Annotated in this window: 22 protein-coding genes; 18 read left to right on the forward strand and 4 right to left on the reverse strand. The window is 70.3% G+C overall.

What is annotated here, in order from left to right; translation table 11 throughout:
- Positions 1 to 241: 241 nt before the first annotated feature.
- The 14 genes from LK06_RS10105 (at position 242) to LK06_RS10170 (ending at position 19,753) form a co-directional block, all read left to right on the forward strand.
- On the forward strand, positions 242 to 1,321 hold the full coding sequence (locus LK06_RS10105; RefSeq protein WP_174673984.1) for a mechanosensitive ion channel family protein: 1,080 nt from the start codon (positions 242 to 244) through the stop codon (positions 1,319 to 1,321).
- 507 nt (positions 1,322 to 1,828) lie between these two features.
- Positions 1,829 to 3,049 (forward strand): ROK family transcriptional regulator, encoded by a 1,221-nt coding sequence (locus tag LK06_RS10110; RefSeq protein WP_039649622.1) that lies wholly within the window; start codon positions 1,829 to 1,831, stop codon positions 3,047 to 3,049.
- A gap of 101 nt (positions 3,050 to 3,150) precedes the next feature.
- Complete coding sequence (locus LK06_RS10115; protein ID WP_052269755.1) at positions 3,151 to 4,494, forward strand: extracellular solute-binding protein; 1,344 nt, start codon at positions 3,151 to 3,153, stop codon at positions 4,492 to 4,494.
- Positions 4,495 to 4,497: 3 nt separating this feature from the next.
- Positions 4,498 to 5,439: a carbohydrate ABC transporter permease gene (locus LK06_RS10120; protein ID WP_039649624.1), complete on the forward strand. Its 942-nt coding sequence runs from the start codon at positions 4,498 to 4,500 to the stop codon at positions 5,437 to 5,439.
- 2 nt (positions 5,440 to 5,441) lie between these two features.
- Positions 5,442 to 6,335, forward strand: a complete 894-nt coding sequence (locus LK06_RS10125; RefSeq protein ID WP_039649626.1) for a carbohydrate ABC transporter permease — start codon at positions 5,442 to 5,444, stop codon at positions 6,333 to 6,335.
- A 6-nt stretch (positions 6,336 to 6,341) separates the two neighbouring features.
- On the forward strand, positions 6,342 to 7,607 hold the full coding sequence (locus LK06_RS10130) for a 6-phospho-beta-glucosidase (protein WP_043408038.1): 1,266 nt from the start codon (positions 6,342 to 6,344) through the stop codon (positions 7,605 to 7,607).
- Positions 7,598 to 8,626, forward strand: coding sequence for an N-acetylglucosamine kinase (locus LK06_RS10135; protein ID WP_052318884.1), 1,029 nt, complete (start codon positions 7,598 to 7,600; stop codon positions 8,624 to 8,626). The genes LK06_RS10130 and LK06_RS10135 overlap by 10 nt, the downstream gene beginning before the upstream one ends.
- Positions 8,627 to 9,032: 406 nt before the next feature.
- Positions 9,033 to 10,472, forward strand: a complete 1,440-nt coding sequence (locus tag LK06_RS10140; protein WP_174673843.1) for a hypothetical protein — start codon at positions 9,033 to 9,035, stop codon at positions 10,470 to 10,472.
- A 14-nt stretch (positions 10,473 to 10,486) separates the two neighbouring features.
- Entirely contained in the window at positions 10,487 to 11,515 is a 1,029-nt protein-coding gene (locus LK06_RS10145) for a glutamate ABC transporter substrate-binding protein (RefSeq protein ID WP_039649630.1), read from the forward strand.
- Positions 11,516 to 11,555: 40 nt separating this feature from the next.
- Positions 11,556 to 12,830 (forward strand): coiled-coil domain-containing protein, encoded by a 1,275-nt coding sequence (locus LK06_RS10150; protein ID WP_039649631.1) that lies wholly within the window; start codon positions 11,556 to 11,558, stop codon positions 12,828 to 12,830.
- On the forward strand, positions 12,827 to 15,292 hold the full coding sequence (locus LK06_RS10155; protein WP_071659211.1) for a serine/threonine-protein kinase: 2,466 nt from the start codon (positions 12,827 to 12,829) through the stop codon (positions 15,290 to 15,292). Before LK06_RS10150 ends, LK06_RS10155 begins: the two co-directional genes overlap by 4 nt.
- Positions 15,293 to 15,295: 3 nt before the next feature.
- Positions 15,296 to 16,588 carry a PP2C family protein-serine/threonine phosphatase gene (locus LK06_RS10160; RefSeq protein WP_039649768.1) on the forward strand — a complete coding sequence of 431 codons (1,293 nt, stop codon included), beginning with the start codon at positions 15,296 to 15,298 and terminating at the stop codon, positions 16,586 to 16,588.
- A 115-nt stretch (positions 16,589 to 16,703) separates the two neighbouring features.
- Complete coding sequence (locus LK06_RS10165; RefSeq protein WP_039649633.1) at positions 16,704 to 18,047, forward strand: vWA domain-containing protein; 1,344 nt, start codon at positions 16,704 to 16,706, stop codon at positions 18,045 to 18,047.
- A 59-nt stretch (positions 18,048 to 18,106) separates the two neighbouring features.
- Positions 18,107 to 19,753, forward strand: coding sequence for an FHA domain-containing protein (locus LK06_RS10170; protein WP_043433057.1), 1,647 nt, complete (start codon positions 18,107 to 18,109; stop codon positions 19,751 to 19,753).
- Here LK06_RS10170 and LK06_RS10175 read toward each other — a convergent pair.
- Positions 19,750 to 20,754, reverse strand: a complete 1,005-nt coding sequence (locus LK06_RS10175) for a methyltransferase domain-containing protein (protein WP_039649636.1) — start codon at positions 20,752 to 20,754, stop codon at positions 19,750 to 19,752. The genes LK06_RS10170 and LK06_RS10175 overlap by 4 nt on opposite strands.
- Before the next feature lie 85 nt (positions 20,755 to 20,839).
- Here LK06_RS10175 and LK06_RS10180 point away from each other — a divergent pair, with 85 nt between their 5' ends.
- On the forward strand, positions 20,840 to 21,244 hold the full coding sequence (locus tag LK06_RS10180; protein ID WP_039649638.1) for a globin: 405 nt from the start codon (positions 20,840 to 20,842) through the stop codon (positions 21,242 to 21,244).
- 218 nt (positions 21,245 to 21,462) lie between these two features.
- Here LK06_RS10180 and LK06_RS10185 read toward each other — a convergent pair whose 3' ends face one another.
- Genes LK06_RS10185 through ettA form a run of 3 tightly spaced genes read right to left on the reverse strand, consistent with a single transcriptional unit; the run spans position 21,463 to position 24,236 of the window.
- On the reverse strand, positions 21,463 to 22,140 hold the full coding sequence (locus LK06_RS10185; protein ID WP_039649640.1) for a DUF8185 domain-containing protein: 678 nt from the start codon (positions 22,138 to 22,140) through the stop codon (positions 21,463 to 21,465).
- Positions 22,137 to 22,565: an acyl-CoA thioesterase gene (locus LK06_RS10190; RefSeq protein ID WP_039649642.1), complete on the reverse strand. Its 429-nt coding sequence runs from the start codon at positions 22,563 to 22,565 to the stop codon at positions 22,137 to 22,139. Before LK06_RS10190 ends, LK06_RS10185 begins: the two co-directional genes overlap by 4 nt.
- 6 nt (positions 22,566 to 22,571) lie before the next feature.
- Complete coding sequence (ettA, locus tag LK06_RS10195; protein WP_039649644.1) at positions 22,572 to 24,236, reverse strand: energy-dependent translational throttle protein EttA; 1,665 nt, start codon at positions 24,234 to 24,236, stop codon at positions 22,572 to 22,574.
- Between the two features lie 423 nt (positions 24,237 to 24,659).
- Between ettA and LK06_RS10200 the strand changes: the two genes are divergently transcribed.
- Genes LK06_RS10200 through LK06_RS34270 form a run of 3 tightly spaced genes read left to right on the forward strand, consistent with a single transcriptional unit; the run spans position 24,660 to position 25,468 of the window.
- A complete protein-coding gene (locus tag LK06_RS10200; RefSeq protein ID WP_039649646.1) occupies positions 24,660 to 24,926 on the forward strand; it encodes a hypothetical protein in 267 nt (88 codons plus the stop codon).
- A gap of 15 nt (positions 24,927 to 24,941) precedes the next feature.
- Positions 24,942 to 25,205 carry a hypothetical protein gene (locus LK06_RS34265; protein ID WP_234367388.1) on the forward strand — a complete coding sequence of 88 codons (264 nt, stop codon included), beginning with the start codon at positions 24,942 to 24,944 and terminating at the stop codon, positions 25,203 to 25,205.
- Positions 25,202 to 25,468, forward strand: a complete 267-nt coding sequence (locus tag LK06_RS34270; RefSeq protein WP_234367389.1) for a hypothetical protein — start codon at positions 25,202 to 25,204, stop codon at positions 25,466 to 25,468. Before LK06_RS34265 ends, LK06_RS34270 begins: the two co-directional genes overlap by 4 nt.
- Positions 25,469 to 25,916: the final 448 nt, after the last annotated feature.

Genomic DNA, 25,916 nt, shown 5'->3' on the forward strand with positions numbered 1-25,916 from the left:
CGGGCTGGGAGTGTTTTCGACCACAGGTGAGGGATGCCCTGGGTGGGGCACGGTTCAAGCCGACGTGAGTCGTGTCTCTCCTGCGCCCGTCCTGCGCGGATCCGCGCAGGGCACACGCCATGCCCCGTTAGTGTGGTGTCCGTGTCCGTCCGGTGACCTTTTCGTGACCTCGACCACCCACCGGTGCGGACCGTGCAGCACCTTGGAGGTACCTGCCGTGTCGTCCTCGTCCGCCCTGCTGATGGCCGCCGGTGCGTCAGCGTCACCGTCTCCCTCGGAGTCTACGGAGCCGGTCGTACCGTCCCTCCAGGACGCCCAGGACAGCGCGACGAACGCGGCAAGCTGGGTCGAGCAGAACTGGACGACGTGGCTCGCGATGGGGCTGCAGATCCTGCTGATCCTGGTGATCGCGATCGCGCTCAGAGCGACGGTGCGGCGCGCGATCACCCAGCTGATCGACAGGATGAACCGCTCACCGCAGACGGGTAACGGCAGCGGGCTGGGCGGGCTGCTGGTCAATGCCGAGCGGCGCCGGCAGCGCGCGGCGGCGATCGGCTCGGTGCTGCGGTCGGTGGCCAGCTTCCTCATCCTGGGCACGGCCGCACTGATGGTGCTCGCCACGTTCCAGATCGATCTGGCACCGCTGCTGGCCTCCGCCGGCGTCGCGGGCGTGGCGATCGGTTTCGGCGCCCGCAACCTGGTCACGGACTTCCTCTCCGGGGTGTTCATGATCCTTGAGGACCAGTACGGCGTCGGTGATGTGATCGACGCCGGCGTGGCCACCGGCGAGGTGATCGAGGTCGGACTGCGCGTGACCAAGCTGCGCGGGCCCAACGGTGCCATCTGGTATCTCCGCAACGGCGAGGTCAAGCGGGTCGCCAACCTCTCGCAGGGCTGGGCCACGGCCAGCGTGGATGTCACGCTCAAGGGCGACGAGGATCTGGACGGGGCCAAGGAGACGCTGGACGCGGTCGCCGAGCGCATGGGCAAGGAAGAGCCCTGGAGCGAGCTTCTGTGGGGCCCGGTCGAGGTGCTGGGCCTGGACAGCGTCCTTCCGGACTCCATGGTGGTCCGGGTGTCCGCCAAGACGATGCCGGGCAAGGACACCACGGTCGAGCGGGAACTGCGCTGGCGGATCAAGCGGGCGTTCGACGCGGCCGGGGTGCGGGTCGTGGGCGGGGCGACGGCCGTGGCGGACCAGGGGGAGGCCGCCGACTCGGCGGCGATGGGGGCCCCTTCGGTCCACGCCGACGGGGATTCCCCCGAGACGACGTCGACGGCACCGGTGACGCCCCCGCGCCCCGCTCCGCCGGGAGAGTAGCGCGGCAGTCCGGCACACCGGCCGGGTGGGAAGGTCCCGCTTCCGTGCCGAGGGGCCGCCGGTGTCCGCCGTCCCGCCGGAACTGCACGGGCGGGGGTCCACGGGGCCCAGCCCGGTGTCGGCGGGACCGGAGCGCCACGACCGGGCGCCGCATCCGTCACGGCACGGGTGCGGGAGCCGGGGCAGGGCCGTCCCGGTCCCCGCGCCCCGCGCCCCGCGCCCCGCGCAGCACCATCCCCGGTATGGCCGGATGACCAGCGGCAACCACATCCGTGACGGGATCCGGGCCGGCTTCGCCCACGGGAGAAGCGCACGTCCCGTACGCACCCGGCGGCACAACCGGCGAGGCAACGACTCCGCCATCTCGGCGGCGTCGTCTCTTGACGCCCCGTTCGCCCTGGGCTTAGGTTCCTCCCACCCGAACAGGAAAGTTTCCTAACAGTGCTCAACGGCGCTCTTCAGTGATACTGAGAAGCCGGGCGGCTGGAAGGGCAGGTGTCGAACCCCATGGCAGGAACCGCCGGCACGCCGGGCACGCCGGGCACCCCGCGCGTCCTGCGCGCCATGAACGACCGTGCCGCCCTGGACCTCCTGCTGGAGCACGGCCCGCTGTCACGCACCCGGATCGGTAAGCTCACCGGCCTGTCCAAGCCGACGGCCTCCCAACTGCTGGCCCGCCTGGAAGCGGCCGGGCTCGTGCGGGTGACCGGTACCAGCGAGGGCCGCCCAGGCCCCAACGCCCAGCTGTACGCGGTCAACCCCGCTGCAGCCCACGCCGCCGGACTGGACGTCTCCCCGAGCCGCATCCACGCCGCCGTGGCCGACGTCACCGGTCGCACGGTCGGCGAGTACGAACTGCCCACCCCCGGCCGACACCCGGCACAACCCGTGGTCCAGCAGGTCACCGATGCCCTCGACGGCGCCGCGAAAGCTGCGGGATTGTCCCGCTCCGACGTACACCGGCTGGTCATCGCCACCCCCGGCGCCTTCGACCCCAACACCGGCCGCCTGCGCTACGCCTCCCACTTGCCCGGCTGGCACTCGCCGACCCTGCTCGACGAACTCGCGGCGGCGCTGCCCATGCCGGTCGAGTACGAGAACGACGTCAATCTCGTCGCCGTCGCCGAACAGCGGCTCGGTGCGGCCCGCGGCCACACGGACTTCGTCCTGCTCTGGAACCAGGAAGGGCTCGGCGCCGCCCTGGTCCTCGGTGGCCGACTGCACCGCGGCTGGACCGGTGGAGCCGGCGAGGTCGGCTTCCTGCCCGTGCCGGGCACACCCCTGGTACGCCAGGTGACCAAGGCCAACAGTGGCGGCTACCAAGAACTGGCCGGTACTCAGATCCTGCCGGAACTGGCCCGCGAACTCGGCGTCGAGGACGTGCCGGCGGGGCCCTACACCGAAGCCGCCACGGAACTCGTCGCCCGCGCCGCCCATCACACGAACGGCCCCTACCGGAAGCTGCTGCAGGCCTACGCGACCCGGCTCGCCACCGGTCTCGCCTCACTCGTCTCCGTCCTCGACCCCGAGCTCGTCGTCCTCAGCGGATCCGCACTGACGGCCGGCGGCGAGGAGCTGCGCACCCTCGTCCAGGCCGAACTGGCGGAGCTGGCCGCACCCCGCCCCCGACTGGCCGTCGGTGACATCCGCGAACGCCCCGTGCTGCGTGGCGCGTTGGAGTCCGCGCTCGCCGCCACCCGCGACGAGGTCTTCGACACCTCGCGCTGAACGCCGCCCCGCCCTCGCGCCTCCCCGCGCTCTCTCCACTCCCTCCCCACCCCCGTAGCCCACCCCTGTTGCCCCGCAGCCCGCCCCTGGGAGACCTGGCCATGCCCACAGCCATACCCAAAATTGCCCGAAAAGCAGCTTTCGCCCTAACTGTGTCCGCCGTTCTACTCACCACCGCCTGCACTGGGCAGTCCGACACCGGCGCCGCCGACGACCCGTCGAAGGACACGACGATCAACTTCTGGCACGCCTGGAGCGCGCCGAACGAAGTCAAGGCGGTCAAGTCGCTGGTCTCCGGCTTCGAGAAGTCCCACCCCCACATCCATGTGAACATCGTCGGCGACATGACCGACGACAAGATCAATCAGGCGCTGCGGGCGGGCGGGGACAAGGCCCCCGACGTCATCTCCTCCTTCACCACCAACAACGTCGGCACGTTCTGCTCCTCGGGCGCCCTGGTGGATCTCAACCCCTTCTTCAAGAAATCCGGAATCGACCCCGCGAAGACGTTCCCGAAGGCGATGAATGAATACACTCAGTTCGGCTCGGACCGCTGCACGGTTCCACTGCTCGGTGACGCGTACGGGCTCTACTACAACAAAACCGCGTTCGCCGGAGCCGGCATCAGGAACCCACCGAAGACATGGTCAGAATTCGAGGCCGACGCCAAGAAGTTGACCATCCCCCGGAAAGACGGGTACAGACAGCTGGGCTTCATGCCGGACTACCACGGCTGGGAGTCCACCACGGAACACTACTTCGCGCAGTTCTCACCCACGTACTTCGACAAGAACGGCAAGTCGAATCTGGCCTCGGACCCCGTCTTCGAAAAGGGATTCGAGCTCCAGAAGAGACTCGTGAACGAACTCGGTGGATTCCAGAAGCTGGAGAAGTTCCGGGCGACGCTCGGCGACGAGTGGGGTCCCAAACACCCCTTCCACACCGGCCAAGTGGCCATGCAGATGGATGGCGAGTGGCGGCTCGCCATGGCCGAGGAGGCCAAGCCGACGTTCGAGATCGGGGTCGCCCCGCTGCCCGTACCCGACGACCAGATCTCGCAGTACGGCAAGGGCTACATCACCGGCACCATCGCGGGCATCGCCGCCACCAGCCACAAGCAGAACGCGGCGTGGGAATTCCTGAGGTACATCACCACGGACACGGACGCGGTGGTCGGCTTCGCCAACGACATCCACAACATCCCCTCAACCCTGGCCGCGTTGAAGTCGCCGAGGCTCACGTACGACCGACGGTTCAAGACGTTCCTGGACATCGCCGCCAACCCAAACTCCACCACGACCCCCGCTTCCGTCAACGGCGGCGTGTACCTGGTGACGATCCAGCAGTTCGGATACGACTACGAGAGTGGCAAAGTCACCGATCTGAAAGCCGGGCTGAGAAAGACGGCTGCACAGATCGACACGGACATCGCGCAGGCGAAGTAGCCCATGGCAACAGCAACTCTGGCATCGAAGCGCCGGCGCGCGGCGCTTCGTACGGCTGCCTTCATGTCGCCCTGGCTGCTCGGTTTCGCGATCTTCTTCGCATACCCGCTGATCTCGACGGTCTACTTCTCCTTCATGCACTATGACGGTTTCCAGCCGCCGCGGTGGAGCGGCGGGAAGAACTGGGCCTACGTCTTCGAGCACTACCCGCTCTTCTGGCCCGCACTGCGCAACACGCTGTGGCTGGTCGTGGTGATGGTGACCCTCCGGGTGCTCTTCGGGCTCGGCACCGGCCTGCTCATCACCAAGATCAAGACCGGTACGGGGGTCTTCCGCACCCTGTTCTACCTGCCGTACCTGGCCCCGCCGGTCGCGGCAACCATGGCCTTCGCGTTCCTGCTCAACCCCGGTACGGGACCGGTCAACTCGATCCTGGAGAAGGCGGGCGTCCCGGCACCGGGCTGGTTCAACGACCCCGCCTGGTCCAAGCCCGCCCTGACCCTGCTGGCACTGTGGGGGGTCGGCGACTTGATGGTGATCTTCATGGCCGCGCTGCTCGACGTACCGGCGGAGCAGTACGAGGCGGCGGAGCTGGACGGTGCGTCGGCCTGGCAGCGCTTCAGGTACGTCACGCTCCCCAACATCTCCCCGATCGTGATGTTCGCCGTGGTCACCGGCGTGATCCAGACCATGCAGTACTACACGCAGCCGCTGATCGCGGGGAAGGTCGCCTCGGGCGTGATCCAGGGCGCGGGCACCCAGTTCGAACCGGGCTATCCGGACAAGTCCACGCTCACCCTCCCGCAGCTCGTCTACAACCTCGGTTTCCAGCGCTTCGACTACGGGTCCGCCTGCGTGGTGGCCCTGGTGCTCTTCGCCCTGTCGATGGCGTTCACCGCACTGCTGATGCGGCGCCGGGGCGGCCTGATCCAGGCAGGTGACTGACCGTGGCCCACGCACTGGACAAACCGGTGAAGCCGACGCTCCCTGTGTCCGGCGCCGAAAGCACGGCCCGCCGCCGTGCCCTGTTGGAGTGGATCGCCGTGCACTCCCTCGGGGTCGCCGCCGCGCTGTTCTTCACGCTCCCGTTCGTGTTCGTGCTCCTGACCTCGCTGATGAGCGACAGCCAGGCACTCAGCAAGGACCTGGTCCCCCACACCTGGGAGTGGGGCAACTACCGGAAGGTCTTCGACACACCCGGCTTCCTGACCTGGTGGCGGAACACGCTGGTCTACGCCGGCCTCGGCACCGTCCTGACCGTGACGTCCTCGGTCCCGGTGGCGTACGCGCTCGCCAAGTTCCGTTTCCGGGGCCGCAGTCTGTCCCTCATGCTGGTGATCTCGATGATGATGCTGCCCCCGCAGGTGGTCATCATCCCGATGTACCTGTTCTGGGCGAAGCAGCTGGATCTGTCCGGCACCCTGTGGCCGCTGATCATCCCGATGGCGTTCGGCGACGCGTTCTCCATCTTCCTGCTGCGCCAGTTCCTGATGACCATCCCGAACGAGTACCTGGACGCGGCACGGGTGGACGGTTGCGGCGACCTGCGCACCCTTGTGCGGGTCGTCCTCCCCATGGCGAAACCGGGCCTCTCCGCCGTGGCCCTCTTCCAGTTCTTCTACGCCTGGAACGACTACTTCGGCCCCCAGATCTACGCGTCCGAGAACCCCGGTGCCTGGACCCTGAGCTACGGCCTGGAGTCCTTCAAAGGCGCCCACCACACCGACTGGAACCTCACCATGGCCGCGACCGTGCTGGTCATGGCCCCCGTGATCCTCGTGTTCTTCTTCGCCCAGAAGGCGTTCGTCGAGGGTGTCACGCTCACCGGAGTGAAGGGCTAACCCCGTATGAAACTCACCGTGGTCGGCGGTGGCTCGACCTACACCCCCGAACTCATCGACGGCTTCGCACGCCTCAGGGACACCCTGCCCATCGAGGAACTCGTCCTGGTGGACCCGGCTGCCGAGCGCCTGGAGCTGGTCGGCGGCCTGGCCCGCCGCATCTTCGCCAAACAGGGACACGACGGCCGGATCGTCACGACCGCCGACCTGGACGCGGGGGTCGACGGCGCCGACGCCGTCCTGCTCCAACTGCGCGTCGGTGGACAGGCTGCCCGCCAGCAGGACGAGACGTGGCCCCTGGACTGCGGCTGCGTGGGCCAGGAGACGACCGGCGCGGGCGGCCTCGCCAAGGCGCTACGCACGGTTCCAGTGGTCATGGACATTGCCGAACGCGTGCGCCGCACCAACCCCCGCGCCTGGATCATCGACTTCACCAACCCGGTCGGCATCGTCACCCGCGCCCTGGTCCAGGCCGGGCACCGCGCGGTCGGCCTGTGCAACGTGGCGATCGGCTTCCAGCGCACCTTCGCGACGATGCTGGGCACCGAACCGCGCGAGGTCCACCTCGACCACGTGGGCCTCAACCACCTGACCTGGGAGACCGGTGTGCGGCTGGGCGGCCCGGAGGGTACGGACGCACTGCCCGGACTGCTCGCCCGGCACGGTGACGCGATCGCCGCCGACCTGCACCTGCCCCGCCCCCTCCTGGACCGCCTCGGCGTGGTTCCCTCCTACTACCTGCGTTATTACTACGCGCACGACGAGGTGGTGCGGGAACTGCGCACCAAGCCCTCCCGGGCCGCCGAGGTGGCCGCCATGGAGCGCGAACTACTGAAGCTGTATGGCGACCCCTCCCTGGACGCGAAGCCGGCACTGCTGGCCAAGCGAGGCGGCGCCTACTACTCGGAGGCGGCCGTCGACCTGGCCGCGGCTCTGCTGGGCGGACAGGGGAGCCCCTACCAGGTCGTGAACACGCTCAACCGGGGCACGCTCCCCTTCCTCCCCGACGACGCGGTGATCGAGGTGCAGGCGGCGGTCGGCCCCTCGGGTCCCGTGCCACTGCCGGTACCGGCCCTTAAGCCCCTCTTCTCGGGGCTGATCTCGAACGTGGCGGCGTACGAGGAGCTGGCCCTGGAAGCGTCCCTAAGGGGCGGCCGGGACCGCGTCTTCCGCGCCCTGCTCGCCCATCCCCTCATCGGCCAGTACGCGTACGCCGAAACACTCACCAACGAACTGATCGCACACAACCGGGAGCACCTGGCGTGGGCCTGACCGCACCTGACACCGCGAGTGTTCTCGCCATCGACGCGGGCAACAGCAAGACCGACGTGGCCGTGGTCACCGGCGCCGGAGAGGTGCTCGCCACGGCACGCGGCGGTGGCTTCCGTCCGCCCGCGGTGGGTATGCCGGCGGCCCTGGACACGCTGGCCGAACCGGTCGCGCGGGCGTTCACCGAGGCAGGTCTGACGTCGGTCGGTCACGTCTCGGCCTGCCTGGCCAACGCCGACCTCCCGGTGGAGGAGGAGCAACTGACCGCCGCGCTGCGGGCGCGCGCGTGGGGCACGTCGGTGGAGGTCCGCAACGACACCTTCGCGGTGCTGCGCGCGGGAGTCGCCGAGCCCCGGGGGGTCGCGGTCGTCTGCGGCGCGGGCATCAACTGCGTCGGGTTGCGCCCCGACGGCCGCACCGCCCGCTTCCCGGCCGTCGGCCGGATCTCCGGCGACTGGGGCGGAGGCTGGGGCCTGGCAGAGGAGGCCCTCTGGTACGCGGCGCGAGCGGCGGACGGCAGGGGCGCGCCGACAGCCCTGTCCCACACTCTGCCCGCCCACTTCGGCCTGCCGACCATGTACGCCCTCATCGAGGCCCTGCACCTGGAACGCATCGAGCACGACCGCCGCCACGAGCTGACACCGGTCCTCTTCGCGACGGCGGCGGACGGTGACCCGGTGGCCCGCTCGATCGTCTCCCGGTTGGCCGAGGAGGTGGCGGTACTGGCCACGGTGGCGCTGACCCGGCTGGACCTGCTGGACGAGGAGACGCCCGTCCTGCTCGGCGGAGGCGTCCTGACGGCCGGTCATCTCCCCCTGGAGGACCGCATCCGGGATCTGCTGTCCGTCCGCGCCCCCGAGGCCGACGTCCGTGTGGTCACGGCGCACCCGGTGCTGGGGGCGGTGCTGCTTGGCCTGGACCGGCTGGGAGCGGGGGCGCAGGCACAGGGACGGGTACGGGAGCACTGGGCGAAGGAGCACTGGGCGAACGTGCCGGTCGAACACCACGGCGCCGGTACCTGACGGGGCCCTTCCCCCGGACGTCTGCCCGGCAAGGGCTGCTGCCCCAGATGGGTGGGTTCGTCCGCAGCACCGGGAGGGCGCCCGGGTCCGTCCCGCACGGGCCGGCGGGGCACCTTCATCCACAGGGGCACCGGTTCGTCCACGGGGGCACCGGCCTCGCCTGCGGCAAGCGCACCGGCGAGACCCACCGCCACGACAACGCGGTTTCCCCGGGCCAGGACATGCACACGCCGAGCCGGGGAACCGGCGTGCCCTGACCCGCGTGTTCATCGGCAGGGGGTGGTGTGCCGGACGGCGCGTACCGTCGGGCACACTGCGATCCGATCAAGATCCAGTGAAGGCCAGTGCGGATGTCACTCCGTGCGGTGATACTTGGCGGCGAACGGATGACCCTGGGGGAGGTCGAGTGACACACCCGCCGAAGAGCAGCGCGGCAACGCCGCCGACCGGCGCCGCCGTGCCCGCCGCCCCCCAACTTCCCGTCCAACCCGGCCCGTCGGCCCCCCTGGTCGCCGCCGTCGGGTCGCCCGACCGCCGCAGCGCCTTCGCCGAGGGCGCCGAGCGGGTGCGGGCCGCCGCGACCACCGAGCCGGGGCGGTTGCGGATCATCGGGGCCCTACTCGCCCTGCTGGTCCTCGTGTTCGGGGCCGTGACGGCCTGGCAGACCAGCGAACGGGCGGCCGCCGCCGACGACGTGCTGCACCGGAGCCAGCCACTCAGCTCCGGGGCCGCCGGGATCTACCGCGCCCTAGCGGACGCCAACACGACGGCGTCCAGCGGGTTCCTGGCGGGCGGCCAAGAAACCGCCGCCTCCCGGGACCGGTACGAGAAGGACATCCGCAGCGCCGCCGGAGGACTGGTGACCGCCGCCGCCAACGCCGAGCCCGGCTCGGCCTCCGAGGCGACCATCGCCAAGCTGAACCGGTTGCTGCCCGAGTACAAGGGCCTGATCGAGCGGGCCCGGACGTACAACCGGCAGGGCTATCCGGTGGGCGGCGCCTATCTGCGGTACGCCAACGAGAAGATGCAGTACGAGATGCTCCCGGCGGCGGAGGACCTCTACACGACGGAGAACCAGCGGCTCGACGCCGACTACGCGGATACCACGCCCTATCCGTGGGCCGCCATCGCGCTCGGGCTGCTCGCACTCGCCGCGTTGGGCTGGGCCCAACACCGCACCTACCGACGCACCAACCGCGTCCTCAACCACGGCCTGGTCACCGGTACCGCCGCCACCACGGTCGTCCTGCTGTGGCTGGTGGTGGGGCACGCGGTCGCCCGCGCGGACCTCAACCGCTCCTACGACCACGGCATCCGCTCACTGGGCGTCCTGCACGACGCCAGGATCGCCTCCCTCAAGGCGCGCGGCAACGAGAACCTGAGCCTGGTGTCGCGCGGTGCCCAGACCATCACGGTCGGCGGGGAGACGTACGACGCCTACTACTACGCCTTCGACAAGGACATGGCCGTGCTCGGCAAGGGACTCACCGAGGCGGAGACGCTCGCCGACGACCCGGCGGGCAGCACGCCGGTGAAGGCGGCCCAGGGCAATATGGCGGTGTGGAAGCAGCGCCACGCCTCGGCCCGTTCCGAGGACGAGAACGGCAACTACCAGCAGGCGCTGGACAAGGTGATCGGGACGAAGGGTGCGACCGGTGAGTGCTTCGACAGCGTCGATGCCAACCTCGCCCGGGCCATCGGCCACGAGCAGACCGAGTTCCAGCGAGCCGCCGGCAGCGGGCGGAGCGCCATGACCGGGCTGTCACAGGGCGCGGCCGGCCTCGCGCTGCTGGGTGCGGCCGGCGCCGTGGCAGGCATCGGGCGCAGACTCTCGGAGTACCGGTGACAGGGGGTGCGTCGATGTTCGCGGCACGTACCCGAACCTCCCTGCGGGGCTGGGGCGGGGTCGGTGCGATGGCGGTGCTGTGCGCGCTGGCGATGGCGTTCGCCCTGCTGCTGCCGTGCACCCAGGCAGCACACCGGCCAGTCCGTGCCGGACAGCGGGTGGCCACCGGCAGCCAGGCCCGCGCCGGCGACTGCACGGAGTCCCAGGCCCAGGAGCAGACCCTGCCGCCCTCCGGCGCGGACGGCCCCACGATCGACGCCATCAAGGCCCGGACGGGCGCCAAGCGCAAACTGGTCGTCGGTATCGACCAGAACAGCTACCGCTGGGGCTACCGCAACCCCAACACCGAGGGCGCACAGTTGGAGGGCTTCGACATCGACCTGGTGCACCGAATAGCACAGGACATCCTCGGTGACCCGGATGCCGTTCAGTTCAAGGCCATTCCCACCAGCCAGCGCATCCCGGCGATCCAGAACGGCCGGGTGGACATGGTCGTGCGGACCATGACCATCACCTGCAACCGTCTGACGCAAGTGGCCTTCTCCGCCCCCTACTTCAAGACCGGGCAGCAGGTACTCGCACCCAAGTCGTCCCGTATCACCGGCTACGACGACTCGCTCGCGCACAAGAAGATCTGCACGGCGACCGGTTCGACCGCGTTCATCAAGCTGACGGCCGACCGGAAGTCCGGCCGTCTGCCCGCCTCCACCGACATCTCCACCACCGTCCCGAACCAGTTGGACTGCCTGGTCCGGCTGCAACTCGGCGAGGTGGACGCGGTGGTGACCGACGGCGCCCTCGCCGCCAGCCAGGCCGCCCAAGATCCGACCGTCGAGCTCAAGGGCAAGGCGTTCACGACCGAGTACTACGGCGTGGCGATGAAGAAGAACGCCTCCGATCTCGTACGCCGGGTCAATCGCGTTCTGATGGACTACCGAGCGCACGGCTGGCAGGAGTCGTACGACACGTGGTTGTCGGCGACACTGGGGAAGGACTCGGCGGCGTCCGAGCCACCGGCGCCTCGGTATCTGCGCGCCGGCTGAGCCACATCCGACCGGAACACACAGCAGCGAGAGGTGATCGATGGGCGTCACGGACCCCGCCGGGCCGGTGATGGACCGGGACGAGGCGGACCGTGCGCTGGCGCGGCTCGGCCAGGAACATGAGGCGATCGAGACCTCGCTGCTGGCCCTACAGGACCACGCGGGCCGCAGACTCCTCGAAGGCGCGGAACTGACCGGCGTCACCAAGGAACGCTGGCAGGCGACGGAGGCCCGGATCACCCGTCTGTGGGGGTACTTCGACGCCTACGCCGCCACCCTGCACACCGCCCGCGAGATCCGCTCCCGACGCCGCTGGTCCAGCCGCGACGACTTGGTGGAGCTGACCGGGCTACTGCGCGGCGACTCAGTGACGGTCGCCGGGAACGGCAGGCTCAGCGAGACCTTCTCACTGACCTCCCTGGTGGACCGGATGAACGAGTTGTACGCGACGAGTCTGGACATGGTCGTCGCCGCCGACGCGGTCTGGTCCGCACTGCCCGCACGGATCGATCTGCTCGCCGCGGAGCTCCAGCGCACCCGGCAGCTCGCGCACTCCGTCGGCGTGCGTCCGGGCGAGCACCCGGCCGGTGACGACCTGGAACGGATCACCCGCACACTGACCCGGCTGCGGCAGGACGTCGTCTCGGATCCGCTCGCCTTCTGGGTACCGGCCGAAGGCAGTTCGGCCCCCGGAGGCGGCCGTCCGGACACCACGGTGTACGACCGTGAGGCGCGCGCCCTGGAGGACGCACGGCGGGAGATCGAAGCCGTACTGACGGTCCGCCAGGACGCGGAGGCACGGCTGATCCGGCTGCGGGACGTGCTCTCCCGCGCGGACCGCACGCTCGCCGAGGCCCGCACCGCACGCGGCGAGGTGTTGGCGAAGATCGCCGCTACCGAGGTACCGGTGGTCAGCGGCCCACCCACCGCGCTGCAGGAGCAACTGGCGACGGCGGCCGAGTACCGGCGGCAGGCGCGGTGGCACCGCCTCTCCCCGCTCCTGGAATCCCTCGAACGGAAAGCGGAGGACGAACTGTTGCGGGCCCGTGAGTCGCTGACCGCGGTCACCGCACCACTCGCGGTCCGCGCCGAACTGCGCGGCCGGCTGGACGCCTACAAGGCGAAGGTCGCCCGGCACGGTCTGGCCGAGGACCCGGTGCTGGTCGAGCGGTACGACGCGGCCCGGCGGATGCTGTGGAGCGCGCCCTGCGACCTGCGTGTGGCGGAACAGGCCGTGCTGCGCTACCAGCAGGCAGCAGTCGAACTGCTCGGCGGCCCCGGCATGCCGGAGGGCCCTGAGGGGGGCCAGTCATGAGTCAGCCGGGGCAGGAGTGCCAGCGGCCGGGGTGCGAGGGCCGTTACGAGGACGTCGGCGGCGGTGAGCTGTACTGCGACGCCTGCGGCCTGGCACCCGTGGTCTCGGCGACCGGGATGGTCGGCTCGCCGCCCACCGGAATGACCAGGGGCTCCGCGCAGAGCGGTAGTTCCGGCAGTTCCCGTACGGCCTCCCAGTCGTCGAAGTCGCGCCGCTCGGTGTCCGGGCGTCTCTCCCGCTCGCTGTCGGGCAGGTCCAGCGGCCGATCGGTGTCGGTGCGCAGCTCCGGTTCGTCGTCGAGCACGTCGGCACGCGGTCGACTGGGCGCCGGGCTGGTGAGCGTGCCGCAGGTTCCGCGGCCCGACCCCCGCGCGATGGTGCTGGAGAACCCGGAGGTGCTTGAGCGGAAGCGGTTCTGCTCACGGGCCGACTGCGGGGCACCGGTCGGCCGGGCCCGCGGTGAGCGGCCGGGGCGCACGGAAGGTTTCTGCACCAAGTGCGGGCACCCCTACTCCTTCGTGCCCAAGCTGAGGGCTGGGGACATCGTGCACGGCCAGTACGAGGTCGCAGGCTGCCTCGCGCACGGCGGACTCGGCTGGATCTACCTCGCCGTGGACCGGGCCGTCGCCGACCGGTGGGTGGTACTCAAGGGCCTGCTGGACACCGGGGACCAGGACGCGATGGCGGCGGCCATCTCCGAGCGGCGCTTCCTGGCGGAGATAGAGCACGCCAACATCGTGCGGATCTACAACTTCGTGGAGCACCTCGACCAGCGCACCGGCTCCCTCGACGGCTACATCGTCATGGAGTACGTGGGCGGCAAGTCACTCAAGGAGATCGCCAACGCCCGCCGCACTCCCGACGGCCGGCGCGATCCGCTGCCGGTGGAGCAGGCCTGCGCGTACGGCATCGAGGCGCTGGAGGCGCTGGGCCATCTGCACAGCCGCAACCTGCTGTACTGCGACTTCAAGGTCGACAACGCCATCCAGACCGAGGACCAGCTCAAACTGATCGACATGGGCGCGGTGCGCCGCGTGGACGACGACGAGTCGGCGATCTACGGCACGATCGGCTACCAGGCACCGGAGGTCGCCGAGACCGGCCCGTCGGTGGCCAGCGACCTGTACACGGTGGCCCGGACGCTCGCGGTACTCACCTTCGACTTCCAGGGGTACACAAACCTCTACGCGGACTCCTTGCCCGACCCGGACACGATCGAGGTCTTCCGCCGCTACGAGTCCTTCTACCGGCTCCTGGTGCGTGCCACCGACCCCGACCCGGCCCGCCGGTTCGCCTCCGCGCAGGAGATGTCCGAGCAGCTGACCGGCGTGCTGCGTGAGGTCGTCGCGCTGCAGACCGGGCAGGCGCGGCCGGCCCTGTCGACGCTGTTCGGGCCCGAGATCAAGGTCACGGACACGGAGTTGTTCCCGCACCTGAGCGAGGACGTGTCCCGGCTGGGGTCACGGGCGGCGCGCGGTGCGAAACGACAACCGGTCGCCCCCTCCAGCCCGTCGGCCCTCGTCAGGCCCGTGGACGTCCGGGCCGCCGCCCTCGCCCTGCCGGTGCCGCTGGTCGACCCGGACGACCCCAACGCCGGTTTCCTGGCGGGCCTGATGGCCGCCGCGCCGGCCGAGCTGATCAGCGCGCTGGATGCGGCGCCCACGCCGACCGTGGAAACCCGACTGCGGCAGGTCCGCGCCCGGCTGGAGAGGGGCGACCACCAGGGCGCGCTGATGGGCCTGGGCAAGCTGGACGAGGAGCGGCCCGACGACTGGCGGGTGGTGTGGTACCGGGGCGTGAGCGCCCTGGTCACCGGCGACCTCGAAGGTGCCGCGCTCGCCTTCGATGCGATCTACGACGCTTTCCCCGGCGAGGCCGCGCCCAAGCTCGCGCTCGGCCTGTGCGCGGAGGTGCTGGGCCAGTTGGACAACGCCGCCGAGTACTACTACCTGGTGTGGGCGACCGACCCGAGTCATGTGAGCGCGGCCTTCGGACTCGCCCGGGTGGAGCTCGCGGCCGGGGACCGGCGCGGCGCCGTCAAGACGCTGGAGTCGGTGCCGGAATCCTCCATCCACTACACGGCCGCCCGCATCGCCGCCGTCCGGGCCCGGATCAAACAGCGCACGGCGCCCCCCGGTGACGTACCGTTCCTTGACGACCTGACGGCCGCCGCCGGACAGGTCGAGGCGCTGCAGGCATACGGTCTGGACCCAGCACGGCGCGCACAGTTGTCGGCGGAGGTTCTCGGCTGTGCACTGGACTGGGTACTGTCCGTGGGCCAGAGCACCACTCCGCCTGCCGCTGGTGGACAGGTGCTGCTGGGCAGCGGTCTGGACGAGCGGGGCCTCCGGTTCGGCCTGGAACGTGCCTACCGCACGCTGGCCCGGCTGGCACCGGGCGGCGAGGAGAGGATCGAACTGGTGGAACGGGCCAACCGTTACCGCCCCCGGACGTGGGTGTAGTTGATGTCGCAGATGCCCCAGCAGGCCGCACTGAAGAAGTGCCCGAGCTGCGCTGAGCCCGTCGAACCAGGCGATCTCTTCTGCGGAGCGTGCGGATACGACCTTTCGGTGGTACCCGCTCCGCCGCAGGACCATCCGACGCTCGCCATGACCGGTTCCCCCGGAGACGGCACGGACCGGCCCACGTCAGAACCGGCCGACCGGTCCGGCCCCGGCTCCGGTGGCCCTCCCCTGCCCGGGCACGAGGCCGGTGCACCCGGCCGGGAGCGGCCCGCGGGCTCCGGGGTGCGCTTCGACCGGCCGGCGGATCTCGACGAGTACCCGCTGCAAGCGCCGGACCCGCGCCCCGCCGCCGGCTCCGGTGCCGGTCCGGCCGCCCCGCAGCAGATGTGCGTGGCCTGTTGTGCGGGGCGGGTGGACAGCGACGGGTACTGCGAGAACTGCGGGCACGCCCAGCCACGCGAACGCGACCACCTGGAGCGGGAGTCGGGCCCGGTCGCCGCCGTCAGCGACCGGGGCCTGCGCCATCACCGCAACGAGGACGCCTTCACCGTCGGCCACACCACGCTCGCCGACGGTACACCCGCCGCCCTCGCGGTCGTCTGCGACGGCGTCTCGTCGGCCACCCGCCCCGACGACGCCTCCCTGGCGGCGGCTCGGACGGCCGGTGACTCACTGCTGGCGGCCCTGCCGCACGGCACCCACCCGCAGCAGGCCATGCACGAGGCGATCGTCAGCGCAGCACAGGCCGTCAACGCACTGGCCGAGGAACCCGCCACGGCCCGCGACCACCTCCCGCACCAGAACGCCCCGGCCTGCACCTTCGTCGGCGCGGTGGTCGCTTCCGGGCTGCTGGTCGTCGGCTGGGTCGGCGACAGCCGGGTCTACTGGGTGCCGGACGACCGCGGTGCGCCGCCCGCCCGACTGACCGAGGACGACTCCTGGGCCGCACAGATGGTCGCCGCCGGGCTGATGGGCGAGGCCGAGGCGTACGCCGACGAACGCGCCCACGCGATCACCGGCTGGCTCGGCGCGGATGCCTACGAGCTGGAGCCGCACACCGCTTGCTTCAAGCCGGACCGGCCCGGTGTCGTGGTGGTGTGCACAGACGGGCTGTGGAACTACGCCGAAACGGCCGAGGAGATGTCCGAGGCGGTCCCGCCGGACGCTGCGGCACGCCCGCTGCACTGCGCCCGGGTACTGGTCGGCCACGCCCTGGACGGCGGGGGCCACGACAACGTAACAGTGGCGGTCCTGCCGTTCCCGGCGCCGCCTCAGGGGGCAGGATCGGCCTGAGGCCGAAAAGGAACGCCGTCACACAGCGGGGAGGCCTCGGCGGACCGGAGGGGACCGGGCCGTCCACACGCAACGCCTCGCGTCAGCGGGGTGCCGGAGGGGGATGCGATCAAGCATGGCCAATTTCGCGAAGTCGACCGTGCCGCAGTTCTCGGTGGAGGTCTACCAGAACGAGTACCTGCCGCAGGGCGGCCACGAGGTCAACACCATCGTCACGGTGACGGCGACGGGCGGCGGCACCATCGGCAGCTCGGTCACCGCCCCCTTCTATCCGACCGGGCAGCGGCCCTCCGCCGCCGTGGCCCTCATGGTCGACTGCTCGGGCTCCATGGACTACCCGCCGACCAAGATGCGCAATGCCCGCGACGCCACCGCCGCCGCCATCGACACCCTGCGTGACGGCACCCACTTCGCGGTGATCGGCGGCACGCACATGGCCAAGGAGGTGTACCCGGGCGGCGGGCGACTCGCGGTCGCCGACGCCACCACCCGTGCACAGGCCAAACAGGCACTGCGCCGGCTGAGCGCGGGCGGCGGTACGGCCATCGGTACCTGGCTGCGCCTCGCCGACCGGCTGCTGTCCTCGGCGGACGTCACCATCCGGCACGGCGTCCTGCTCACCGACGGCCGCAACGAACACGAGTCACCGGAGGACCTGAGGGAAGCGCTGGGTGCGTGCGCCGGACGGCTCACCTGTGACGCACGAGGCGTGGGCACCGACTGGGAAGTGAAAGAAGTCACAGGTATCGCCTCCGCGCTGCTCGGCACCGCCGATATCGTCGCCGACCCGTCGGGCCTGGCCACCGACTTCACCCAGATGATGGAGACGGTGATGGGCAAAGAGGTCGCCGACGTCGCCCTGCGGATCTGGACGCCGGTCGGCGCGTCCCTCAGATTCGTCAAGCAAGTCGCTCCCACCGTCGAGGACTTGACTGCTCGGCGCACCGAGGCAGGGCCCCGAGCCGGGGACTACCCCACCGGATCCTGGGGCGACGAGTCCCGCGACTACCACGTGTGCGTGGAGGTTCCACCGGCTGGCCTCGGCCAGGAGATGCTCGCCGCCAGGGTCTCCCTGATCGTGCCCCAACCGGACGGAAGTGCACAAAGCCTCGGCGCGCAGGGGCTCGTACGGGCCGTCTGGACCGACGACATGACCGCGTCCACCTCGATCAATCCGCAGGTCGCCCACTACACCGGGCAGGCCGAACTCGCACAAGCCATCCAGCAAGGCCTCGAACTCCGTAAATCGGGTGATTTCGACGGCGCAACGGCCAAACTGGGGCGGGCAGTTCAGCTCGCGAGTGCCTCGGGGAACGCGGATACTGCGAAACTGCTTGCGAAGGTGGTGGACGTGGTCGATGCCGCGACAGGTACTGTGCGGTTGAAGACGAAGGTCGCCGAGGCCGATGAGATGACTCTCGAGACCCGGTCCACAAAGACTGTTCGTGTAAAGAAGTGACGCTGCCGCACGGCAGCGCGATATCCAGCCGGACCCTTAGCAGGAGGGGAAGCACCGACATGCCGACCTGCCCGAACGGACACCAGTCGGGTTCCGACGACTGGTGCGAGGTCTGCGGTCACCGCATGGCCGGTGCCGTACCTCCGCCGCCCCCGCCCGCCGGCGGCTACGGCTTCCCACCGCCCACCGGCCAGAGCCGTCCCGGCAGCCAGGCCGGTGGGGGACATCCGCACCCGTCCGGTACGCCCGGCTCGGAGCCGGAGCTGTGCCCGCAGTGCCGCACGCCCCGCGAGGGCGGTGCGCCCTTCTGCGAGGAGTGCCGGTGGAACTTCCTGACCAACACGGCCACCTCGTACACCCCGGCCGCCCCCACACGACAGGCCCGCTTCCAGCCGCCGAGCGCGACGTACGGCAGCGGTGACGGATACGAGTACCGGGACTCACGGCCCTCGCAGATAAACCGGCCCGCCGAGCCGATACCGTCCTTCGGTAGCGAGCCTTCCGGCCCGATGCCGTTCGGCGGCGACCGCGGTCGGTCCGGCCCGCCGACCTCGCCCGGCCCCTCGGGACCCGACGGCCCCACCGCCCCGCCCGCCTTCGGCGGTGAACGGCGTCCGTCCGGCCCGCCGCGGGACTTCGGCGGCAGCCAGGTGGCAGGCCGGGTGCCCGGCCAGGGCCCGGCTTCCGACGGGCTCTCCGGTTTCGGGGGGTCCCAGCCGCAGGGCGCCGGCGGCCCGTCCGGCTCGCCGTTCTTCGGCGGTGGCCAACGGCAGGGGCAGGGGCAGGGGCAGGGACAGCGACCCGACGGCTCCTCCGGTCCGCCGCCCTTCAGCCGTGAGCCGTCCGCCCCCGATGGCCCCACGCCACCCGGTCCGTCCCGGGGTCCCGGCGCGCCCGGCCCCTCGGGATTCGGCGTGGACCCGTCCCGCCCGGTACCGCCGTCCGCCCCTTCCTCGTCAGCCGGCCGGCCCCCGGGACCGGGGGCCGGCCCCGGGGGCGCCCCTCAGGCGTTCCAGTCCGCGCCGTCCGCTCCGCCCGCCTTCCCGCAGGAGACCGGTCGGCCCCCGGTCGGCGGCCCCCCTGGTGGTTCGCCCTTCGGCGGTCCGTCCGCCGGTGGCCCGTCCTTCGGCGGCGGTGAAGACGACTGGGTGATCTCCCCTCCGACATCCGCCGGTCCGTCGGGAGGACCCGGCAGCCCGGACGGTGGCCGACCCGGCGGCCAGGGCGGCGGATACGGCTACCCGCCGCCCGGCGGCCTGCAGGGCCCGTCCGGCCCCGGCTTCCCGCAGCCGTCGCAGCAGGCCACCTGGACCGCGACCATCGGCCCGGACCGCGAGTACTTCATGGCGATGATGCAGCGCTCCGGGCCCGAGGCCGCGGGCTTGAATTTGCCCGCGTACTCGCCCGAACAGCAGCGCACGCTCGCCGGCAACCAGATCACCATCGGCCGGCGCCGACACTCCACCGGTGACACGCCCGACATCGACCTGGCGGTGCCCCCGGAGGACCCCGGTGTCTCGCACCAGCACGCGGTACTGGTCCAGCAGCCGGACGGCAGCTGGGCGATCGTCGACCAGAACTCGACGAACGGCACCACGGTGAACGGCGCGGAGGAACCGATCCAGCCCTTCGTGCCGGTTCCGCTCCAGGACGGTGACCGGGTACACGTGGGCGCCTGGACCACGATCACGATCCGCAGGGCCTAGGGAAGGACCGGGGATTGCGACTGCCCGGGGAGGGGCCAGGCATATGGCCCCACCGGGTCGTCCAGCCAGGCCCAGGTGCGCTCCGGCGTGACCGTGACGCCGTACCGTTCACGGCTCGGCTCGCCCTCACGCTCCCACAGTACGTAGGCCTCCTGCGCGGTGAGCGTCCCCCGGGTGAGCGCGAGCAAGAAGCGGAACAGTTCCTGCTCGCGGGCCCGTCCCGGCAGTCCGGCCAGGGAGACTTCCTCCGGCTTCACCCGTCCCTCGCCACGCAGTGGCACGAAATAGGCGGGTGTGGGCAGGAAGTGGCCCTCGGCGCGCTCCGGGTCCCGCAGCGTGAGGGCCGCCAGACCGGTGGCCAGCGGAGTCAGGATCCGGGCGCCGGGACGGCACTGGGCGAGCCACGCGCGCGGGACGGTCGCCAGCTCGCAGGTGGCGATGACGCGGTCGAAGGGGGCCCGTTCGGGCACCCCGCGCGCTCCGTCGCCGGTGACGACGACCGGGCGGTATCCGGCGGCAGCCAGGTGCCCACGGGCCGATTCGGCGATCTCCGGGTCCAGGTCGACGGTCGTGACGAGGTCACCGTCGCCGAGCCGGTGGGTGAGCAGGGCCGCGTTGTAGCCGGTACCGGCACCCACTTCCAGGACCCGGTCGCCGTCCGTCACGCACAGCGCGACCAGCATCCGCGCCATCAGGGAGGGCTGGCTGCTGGAGGAGAGCAGTTCCCCGTCGCGCAGCCGGGTGGCCAGCGGCACATCGGCGTAGACACCGCGCACCCAGCGTTCCCGGTCCTCCGGGTCGGCGCTCTCGCCCCAGCGGCGTTCGTAGCCGCGCCGCCCGGCGACGTAGTAGTACGGCACGAACAGATGCCGGGGTACCTCGGCGAACGCCTTCCGCCACACCGGATCCGCCGCCCAGGTGCCTTCGGCGTCGATCTCCCGCACCAAAGCCGCCCGTCCGGCTGCGGCAAGGCTTTCGATCTCCGCATCATAGGCACCCATATGTCAACCTTAGGGGCGTTTCGCCGCCAACAGGTGCGGTCCTGAGCCCTGGGTAGTGGGTCCCCTGGTCTGAGACCATGGACGGGTGAGAGAGATTCGGCGCGGCACGCTTCAGGAGCAGACCTTCTACGAGCAGGTCGGCGGGGAGGAGACCTTCCGCCGGCTCGTCCACCGTTTCTACGAGGGAGTCGCCGAGGACCCGGTTCTACGGCCGATGTACCCGGAGGAGGACCTGGGCCCGGCCGAGGAGCGGCTGACCCTGTTCCTGATCCAGTACTGGGGCGGTCCCACGACGTACAGCGAGAACCGCGGCCACCCCCGGCTGCGCATGCGGCACGCCCCCTTCACCGTGGACCGCGCGGCACACGACGCATGGCTGCGGCACATGCGGGTGGCCGTCGACGAACTGGATCTGCCCGAGGAACACGAGCGGACGCTGTGGAACTACCTGACCTACGCCGCCGCGTCGATGGTGAACACCCCGGACTGATCACGTCCCGCTGATACAGCCTCGCTCAAGGCCGGATTCCGGTGCCGTGCCCCGGAATCCGATCACCGTCCGGCGCAGACCGTCCCGAAAGGGGGTCGGCATGGTTTCCCCGGGCAGGCGTCCCCCGCGGTCCAAGAATCCGGACACCGGGGACGCGGGTGCACGGGCGCGAGGACGACCGGCAACGCCGGGCCCGCGTACGGCCGGAACGAGACCGCTCAGTGCACGCTGAGCCCCAGGGAGCCGAGGCCCGTCCGCCGAACGGCGACGGATCCGTACGGGGTGCGCAGCCGGAGCCACGCCCCCGACGAGAGCAGCCCGGTGTCGGCCGGCTCGGTTCCCGGCCGCAGGAAACCCAGGGACTGTGCCGCGTGCACGGCCCGTACCGGAAGCCGGGTGCGCCCTATCTCCCGGGACCAGATGTCCCGTCCGATCCGGTCCAGCTCCGCGCGGTGACGCCGTTGGGGCGCCAGCTCCTGCGTGCGTGACCGGAATTCGGTGACCGCGGCGGCGACGGTCGCCCGCAGCGCGTCCGGCGCCGGCAGCCCCGGCTCGGGCTGCCAGCCGACGCGCGGCGGCAGCACACCGGCCCACGGCGGCCCGGTGACCGCGCCGGGAACGGCAACAGTGGCCGCACGCTCGTCCACGGCCTCCAGGAACTCGCCTGCCGAGACGGTGGTGTCGAGGGTGACGTCGAGCCCGTCCTCGTACGGCTTCGCCAGCCGCACCGCGCGGATGGCCAGCACCTCGAAGGACGGTGGCCGGCCGAAGACGGCGAGGGCCGTGCCTGCCGCCTGCAGACGCACCGCTGCTCCACGGTCGTAGTGCAGCAGCCGGGAGAGGAAGGCAGCGAGGTCCGCCGCCTCCGGCTCGTCGGCGAGGTGCAGCACCGTCATGCGGCGACGGCCTTCCCTCCGGTCTCGGAGTCTTCGGCCGGGTCCCGGTACTCCCGGAGGAACTCGCGTTCCTCCGCGGTGATCCGGCGCGGCGCCTGGGCTTCGAAGTCGAAGGGGACGATCACGGTCGAGGCCCGGACATAGACCAGGTCGCCGTCCTTCACCTCGTAGGCGAGGGTGAAGGAGGCGGCCCGGACCTCGGTGACCCACAGCTCGATGTCCACGGGCTCGTGCCGGTGGACGAGCTGCCGCTTGTAGTCGATCTCATGGCGTGCCACCACGGACCCCTGCTTGAACTCCTTGTCCGGGCGGAACAGGAAGTCGATACGGGCCTCCTCCAGATAGCGGAGGAAGACCACGTTGTTGACGTGGCCGTACGCGTCCATGTCCGCCCAGCGCAGCGGGCAGCGGTAGATGTGCCGCAAGACCGATCAGCCCCGGGTCAGCTTCTTGTAGGTGGCGCGGTGCGGACGCGCGGCGTCCGGCCCGAGCCGCTCGATCTTGTTCTTCTCGTACGACTCGAAGTTGCCCTCGAACCAGAACCAGCTGGACTCGCCCTCGTAGGCGAGGATATGCGTGGCGACACGGTCGAGGAACCACCGGTCGTGGGAGACGACCACGGCGCAGCCGGGGAAGTCCAGCAGGGCGTTCTCCAGGCTGGACAGGGTCTCGACGTCCAGGTCGTTGGTGGGCTCGTCGAGGAGCAGCAGGTTGCCGCCCTGCTTGAGGGTCAGCGCCAGGTTGAGGCGGTTGCGCTCACCACCGGAGAGAATGCCGGCCGGCTTCTGCTGGTCCGGGCCCTTGAACCCGAAGGCCGAGACATACGCCCGCGAGGGCATCTCGACCTGGCCGACGTTGATGTAGTCAAGGCCGTCGGACACGACCTCCCACAACGTCTTCTTCGGGTCGATGTTGGCGCGCCCCTGGTCGACGTACGAGATCTTGACGGTCTCGCCGACCTTGATGTCGCCGGAGTCCGGGGTCTCCAGGCCCTGGATCATCTTGAACAGGGTGGTCTTGCCCGCACCGTTCGGGCCGATGACCCCGACGATGCCGTTGCGCGGCAGCGTGAAGGACAGCCCGTCCACGAGGATCTTCTCCCCGAAGGCCTTGTGCAGGTCGTTGATCTCGACGACGACATTGCCGAGCCGCGGCCCCGGCGGGATCTGGATCTCCTCGAAGTCCAGCTTCCGCATCTTCTCGGCCTCGGCGGCCATCTCCTCGTACCGCGCGAGACGGGCCTTGGACTTGGCCTGCCGCCCCTTGGCGTTCGACCGCACCCAATCCAGCTCTTCCTTGAGCCGCTTCTGGCGCTTGGCGTCCTTCTGGCCCTCGACCTTCAGACGGGTGGCCTTGGTCTCCAGATAGGTGGAGTAGTTGCCCTGGTAGGGGTAGGCCCGCCCACGGTCGAGTTCGAGGATCCACTCGGCGACGTTGTCCAGGAAGTACCGGTCGTGAGTGATCGCGACGACGGTCCCCGGGTACTTGGCCAGGTGCTGCTCCAGCCAGTTGACCGACTCGGCGTCGAGGTGGTTGGTGGGCTCGTCGAGGAGCAGCAGGTCCGGCTGCTCCAGCAGCAGCTTGCAGAGCGCGACGCGGCGCTTCTCGCCACCGGAGAGGTTGGTGACGGGCCAGTCGCCGGGCGGGCAGCCCAGCGCGTCCATGGCCTGCTCCAGCTGGGCGTCCAGGTCCCAGGCGTTCGCGTGGTCCAGATCCTCCTGCAGCTTGCCCATCTCGTCGAGCAGCGCGTCGGAGTAGTCGGTCGCCATCAGCTCGGCGATCTCGTTGAACCGGTCGAGCTTGCCCTTGATCTCGGCGACACCCTCCTGGACGTTCTCCAGGACGGTCTTCTCGTCGTTCAGCGGGGGCTCCTGGAGGAGGATGCCCACGCTGTAGCCCGGCGACAGGAAGGCGTCACCGTTCGACGGCTGCTCGATGCCCGCCATGATCTTCAGCACGGTCGACTTACCGGCACCGTTCGGGCCGACGACGCCGATCTTCGCCCCCGGCAGGAAGTTCAGGGTGACATCGTCGAGGATCACCTTGTCGCCGTGCGCTTTGCGCGCTTTGCGCATGGTGTAAATGAACTCAGCCAAGAGAAACCGTCCGGCAGCTTGAAATCTGGCAGTGGGCAGATACACCCCATCTTGCCGTACGGCCACCCCTGGGCGGAAACCCGTTAGGTCGGGGGGCTGTGACCTGGACTTTCGCTGATGGTGGCTGTGGCGCCTCTGTCGCTGTCGGGTCATTGAGTGGCCTTGGGTACCCCCGCGCGCCCCAGAGACGGCCCGGGAGGATCACTCAGACGACCGGGTCTTGGTCGCCGTTGGCCAGCCTGACGTTCCCCAGGGACGCCGCTGCACGCCGCGGTCCGGCCACGCTGTGTCGGCTTCGGATGTCACCGAAACAGCTCCGGGACCAGGCAGACCTGTAGCGGCTCTTCCGGATGCCCTGCCCGCCTCCACCAGGTGTGCCGATCGGTGCATTGCCACTGCGAGCGGCAGGTCCGCGGGGGGCACGTGTGGAACGAGGAGGGCGGCTCGGACCCGGTTCCGGAGCTCGGCCGCCTCTTCCTCGGCGAGGACGGCACCATCATCCCCAGTGACCCGGACTTCGGCGCCAACCAGATGGCGACGAACACCCATGGGCACGGCGGGTACTGGGACCCCCGCTCCAAGAGCCTGCTGAACCAGGGGCTGGTCGTTGTCGGGAAGAGCGACGACGTGGAGCTGAAGCCCTCGTACGGCACGTTCGGGCCGCACGGTTCCTGGGATCATGTGAAGTAGGAGGGACTCCCCGACGTGAAGATCAAGCTGGGCGTCCTCGCGGTCGCCATACCCCTTGCGCTCACTACCCTCATCGGATGCAACATGGCTGACAACGGTTCCGACGTCCCCTCCGCCGGCACAAGCACGTCGAATGACGCCGCTGACGAGGTGGAAGGTGTTTCCAGCAGTATCTACGAAATGATCGGTGTCAAAGGCAAGACGTCCGACAGCCGCACGACCGTGACGGAGTGTTCCGGCAAGGACCCGGACAAGTACTTCCGGGTCCTCCACCCATGAGCTTCACCCCGACGTCCTCCAGTGACCTCGAGGTAGCCATGCAACGGCTCAGGGCGGCGCTGCCGAAGCGCGGCTGCAAGATCGTCGAGTACGGGCCGGACACCAGCAAGAACAAGAACCTGAGGCTCACGGCTGACAACGACGCGAAGAAGGCCAGTGTGCACATCATTCAGATGGCGAAGGACAATCCTCCGATGCTTAGCGTGGATGTCATCTCCGGTTGCTACCAGGTCCCGGACGGCCAGGAAGTCGAGCACTTCTAGCGGCAGCGCCGTTCAGTGAGGACTTGCAGATCACTAACTGGCCGTCTTGGTCTGAGGTGGGCGGAGGCTCCCTGCCGCTGCTTCGGGTTTGTAGAAATCTTCGAGGGAGGTGAGGCGGTCCTCTGTGAGATGGACGGTGTGCCCGGCGCGGCGTTCGAGCAGGGCGTCTTGTCCTTGAGGCCGGACGGTGAGCTGTCGGCCGTACTGGGTGGAGCGGATGCACCGGTCACGGACGCACCTGTCACTGCCAGGCGCCGCCGCGTGCCCTTGACCGCCCCTGGGCTTGGTCTGACCTCGGTCGAGTCCGGCGACCACGGCTCGGCCCTGCCCGGTGACCTACCGCACCATTCCGCCGTCCACCGGGGGGAGGAGGCCAGTCCGGGCGGTGCCGCCTGGACAGCGACCCGCGCGGTCGCCGGAGGCCGTGGCAGTCGGCCGCCCTGTCACA

Source organism: Streptomyces pluripotens (assembly GCF_000802245.2).
Lineage (GTDB): Bacteria > Actinomycetota > Actinomycetes > Streptomycetales > Streptomycetaceae > Streptomyces > Streptomyces pluripotens.

Coding starts and splice junctions, on each gene's coding strand:
- LK06_RS10105 (WP_174673984.1), top strand. CDS start 242: ATGGCCGCCGGTGCGTCAGCGTCACCGTCTCCCTCGGAGTCTACGGAG.
- LK06_RS10170 (WP_043433057.1), top strand. CDS start 18,107: ATGCCGACCTGCCCGAACGGACACCAGTCGGGTTCCGACGACTGGTGC.
- LK06_RS10165 (WP_039649633.1), top strand. CDS start 16,704: ATGGCCAATTTCGCGAAGTCGACCGTGCCGCAGTTCTCGGTGGAGGTC.
- LK06_RS10150 (WP_039649631.1), top strand. CDS start 11,556: ATGGGCGTCACGGACCCCGCCGGGCCGGTGATGGACCGGGACGAGGCG.
- LK06_RS10145 (WP_039649630.1), top strand. CDS start 10,487: ATGTTCGCGGCACGTACCCGAACCTCCCTGCGGGGCTGGGGCGGGGTC.
- LK06_RS10155 (WP_071659211.1), top strand. CDS start 12,827: ATGAGTCAGCCGGGGCAGGAGTGCCAGCGGCCGGGGTGCGAGGGCCGT.
- LK06_RS10175 (WP_039649636.1), bottom strand. CDS start 20,754: ATGGGTGCCTATGATGCGGAGATCGAAAGCCTTGCCGCAGCCGGACGG.
- LK06_RS10160 (WP_039649768.1), top strand. CDS start 15,296: ATGTCGCAGATGCCCCAGCAGGCCGCACTGAAGAAGTGCCCGAGCTGC.
- LK06_RS10120 (WP_039649624.1), top strand. CDS start 4,498: ATGGCAACAGCAACTCTGGCATCGAAGCGCCGGCGCGCGGCGCTTCGT.
- LK06_RS10185 (WP_039649640.1), bottom strand. CDS start 22,140: ATGACGGTGCTGCACCTCGCCGACGAGCCGGAGGCGGCGGACCTCGCT.
- LK06_RS10110 (WP_039649622.1), top strand. CDS start 1,829: ATGGCAGGAACCGCCGGCACGCCGGGCACGCCGGGCACCCCGCGCGTC.
- LK06_RS34270 (WP_234367389.1), top strand. CDS start 25,202: ATGAGCTTCACCCCGACGTCCTCCAGTGACCTCGAGGTAGCCATGCAA.
- LK06_RS10115 (WP_052269755.1), top strand. CDS start 3,151: ATGCCCACAGCCATACCCAAAATTGCCCGAAAAGCAGCTTTCGCCCTA.
- LK06_RS10130 (WP_043408038.1), top strand. CDS start 6,342: ATGAAACTCACCGTGGTCGGCGGTGGCTCGACCTACACCCCCGAACTC.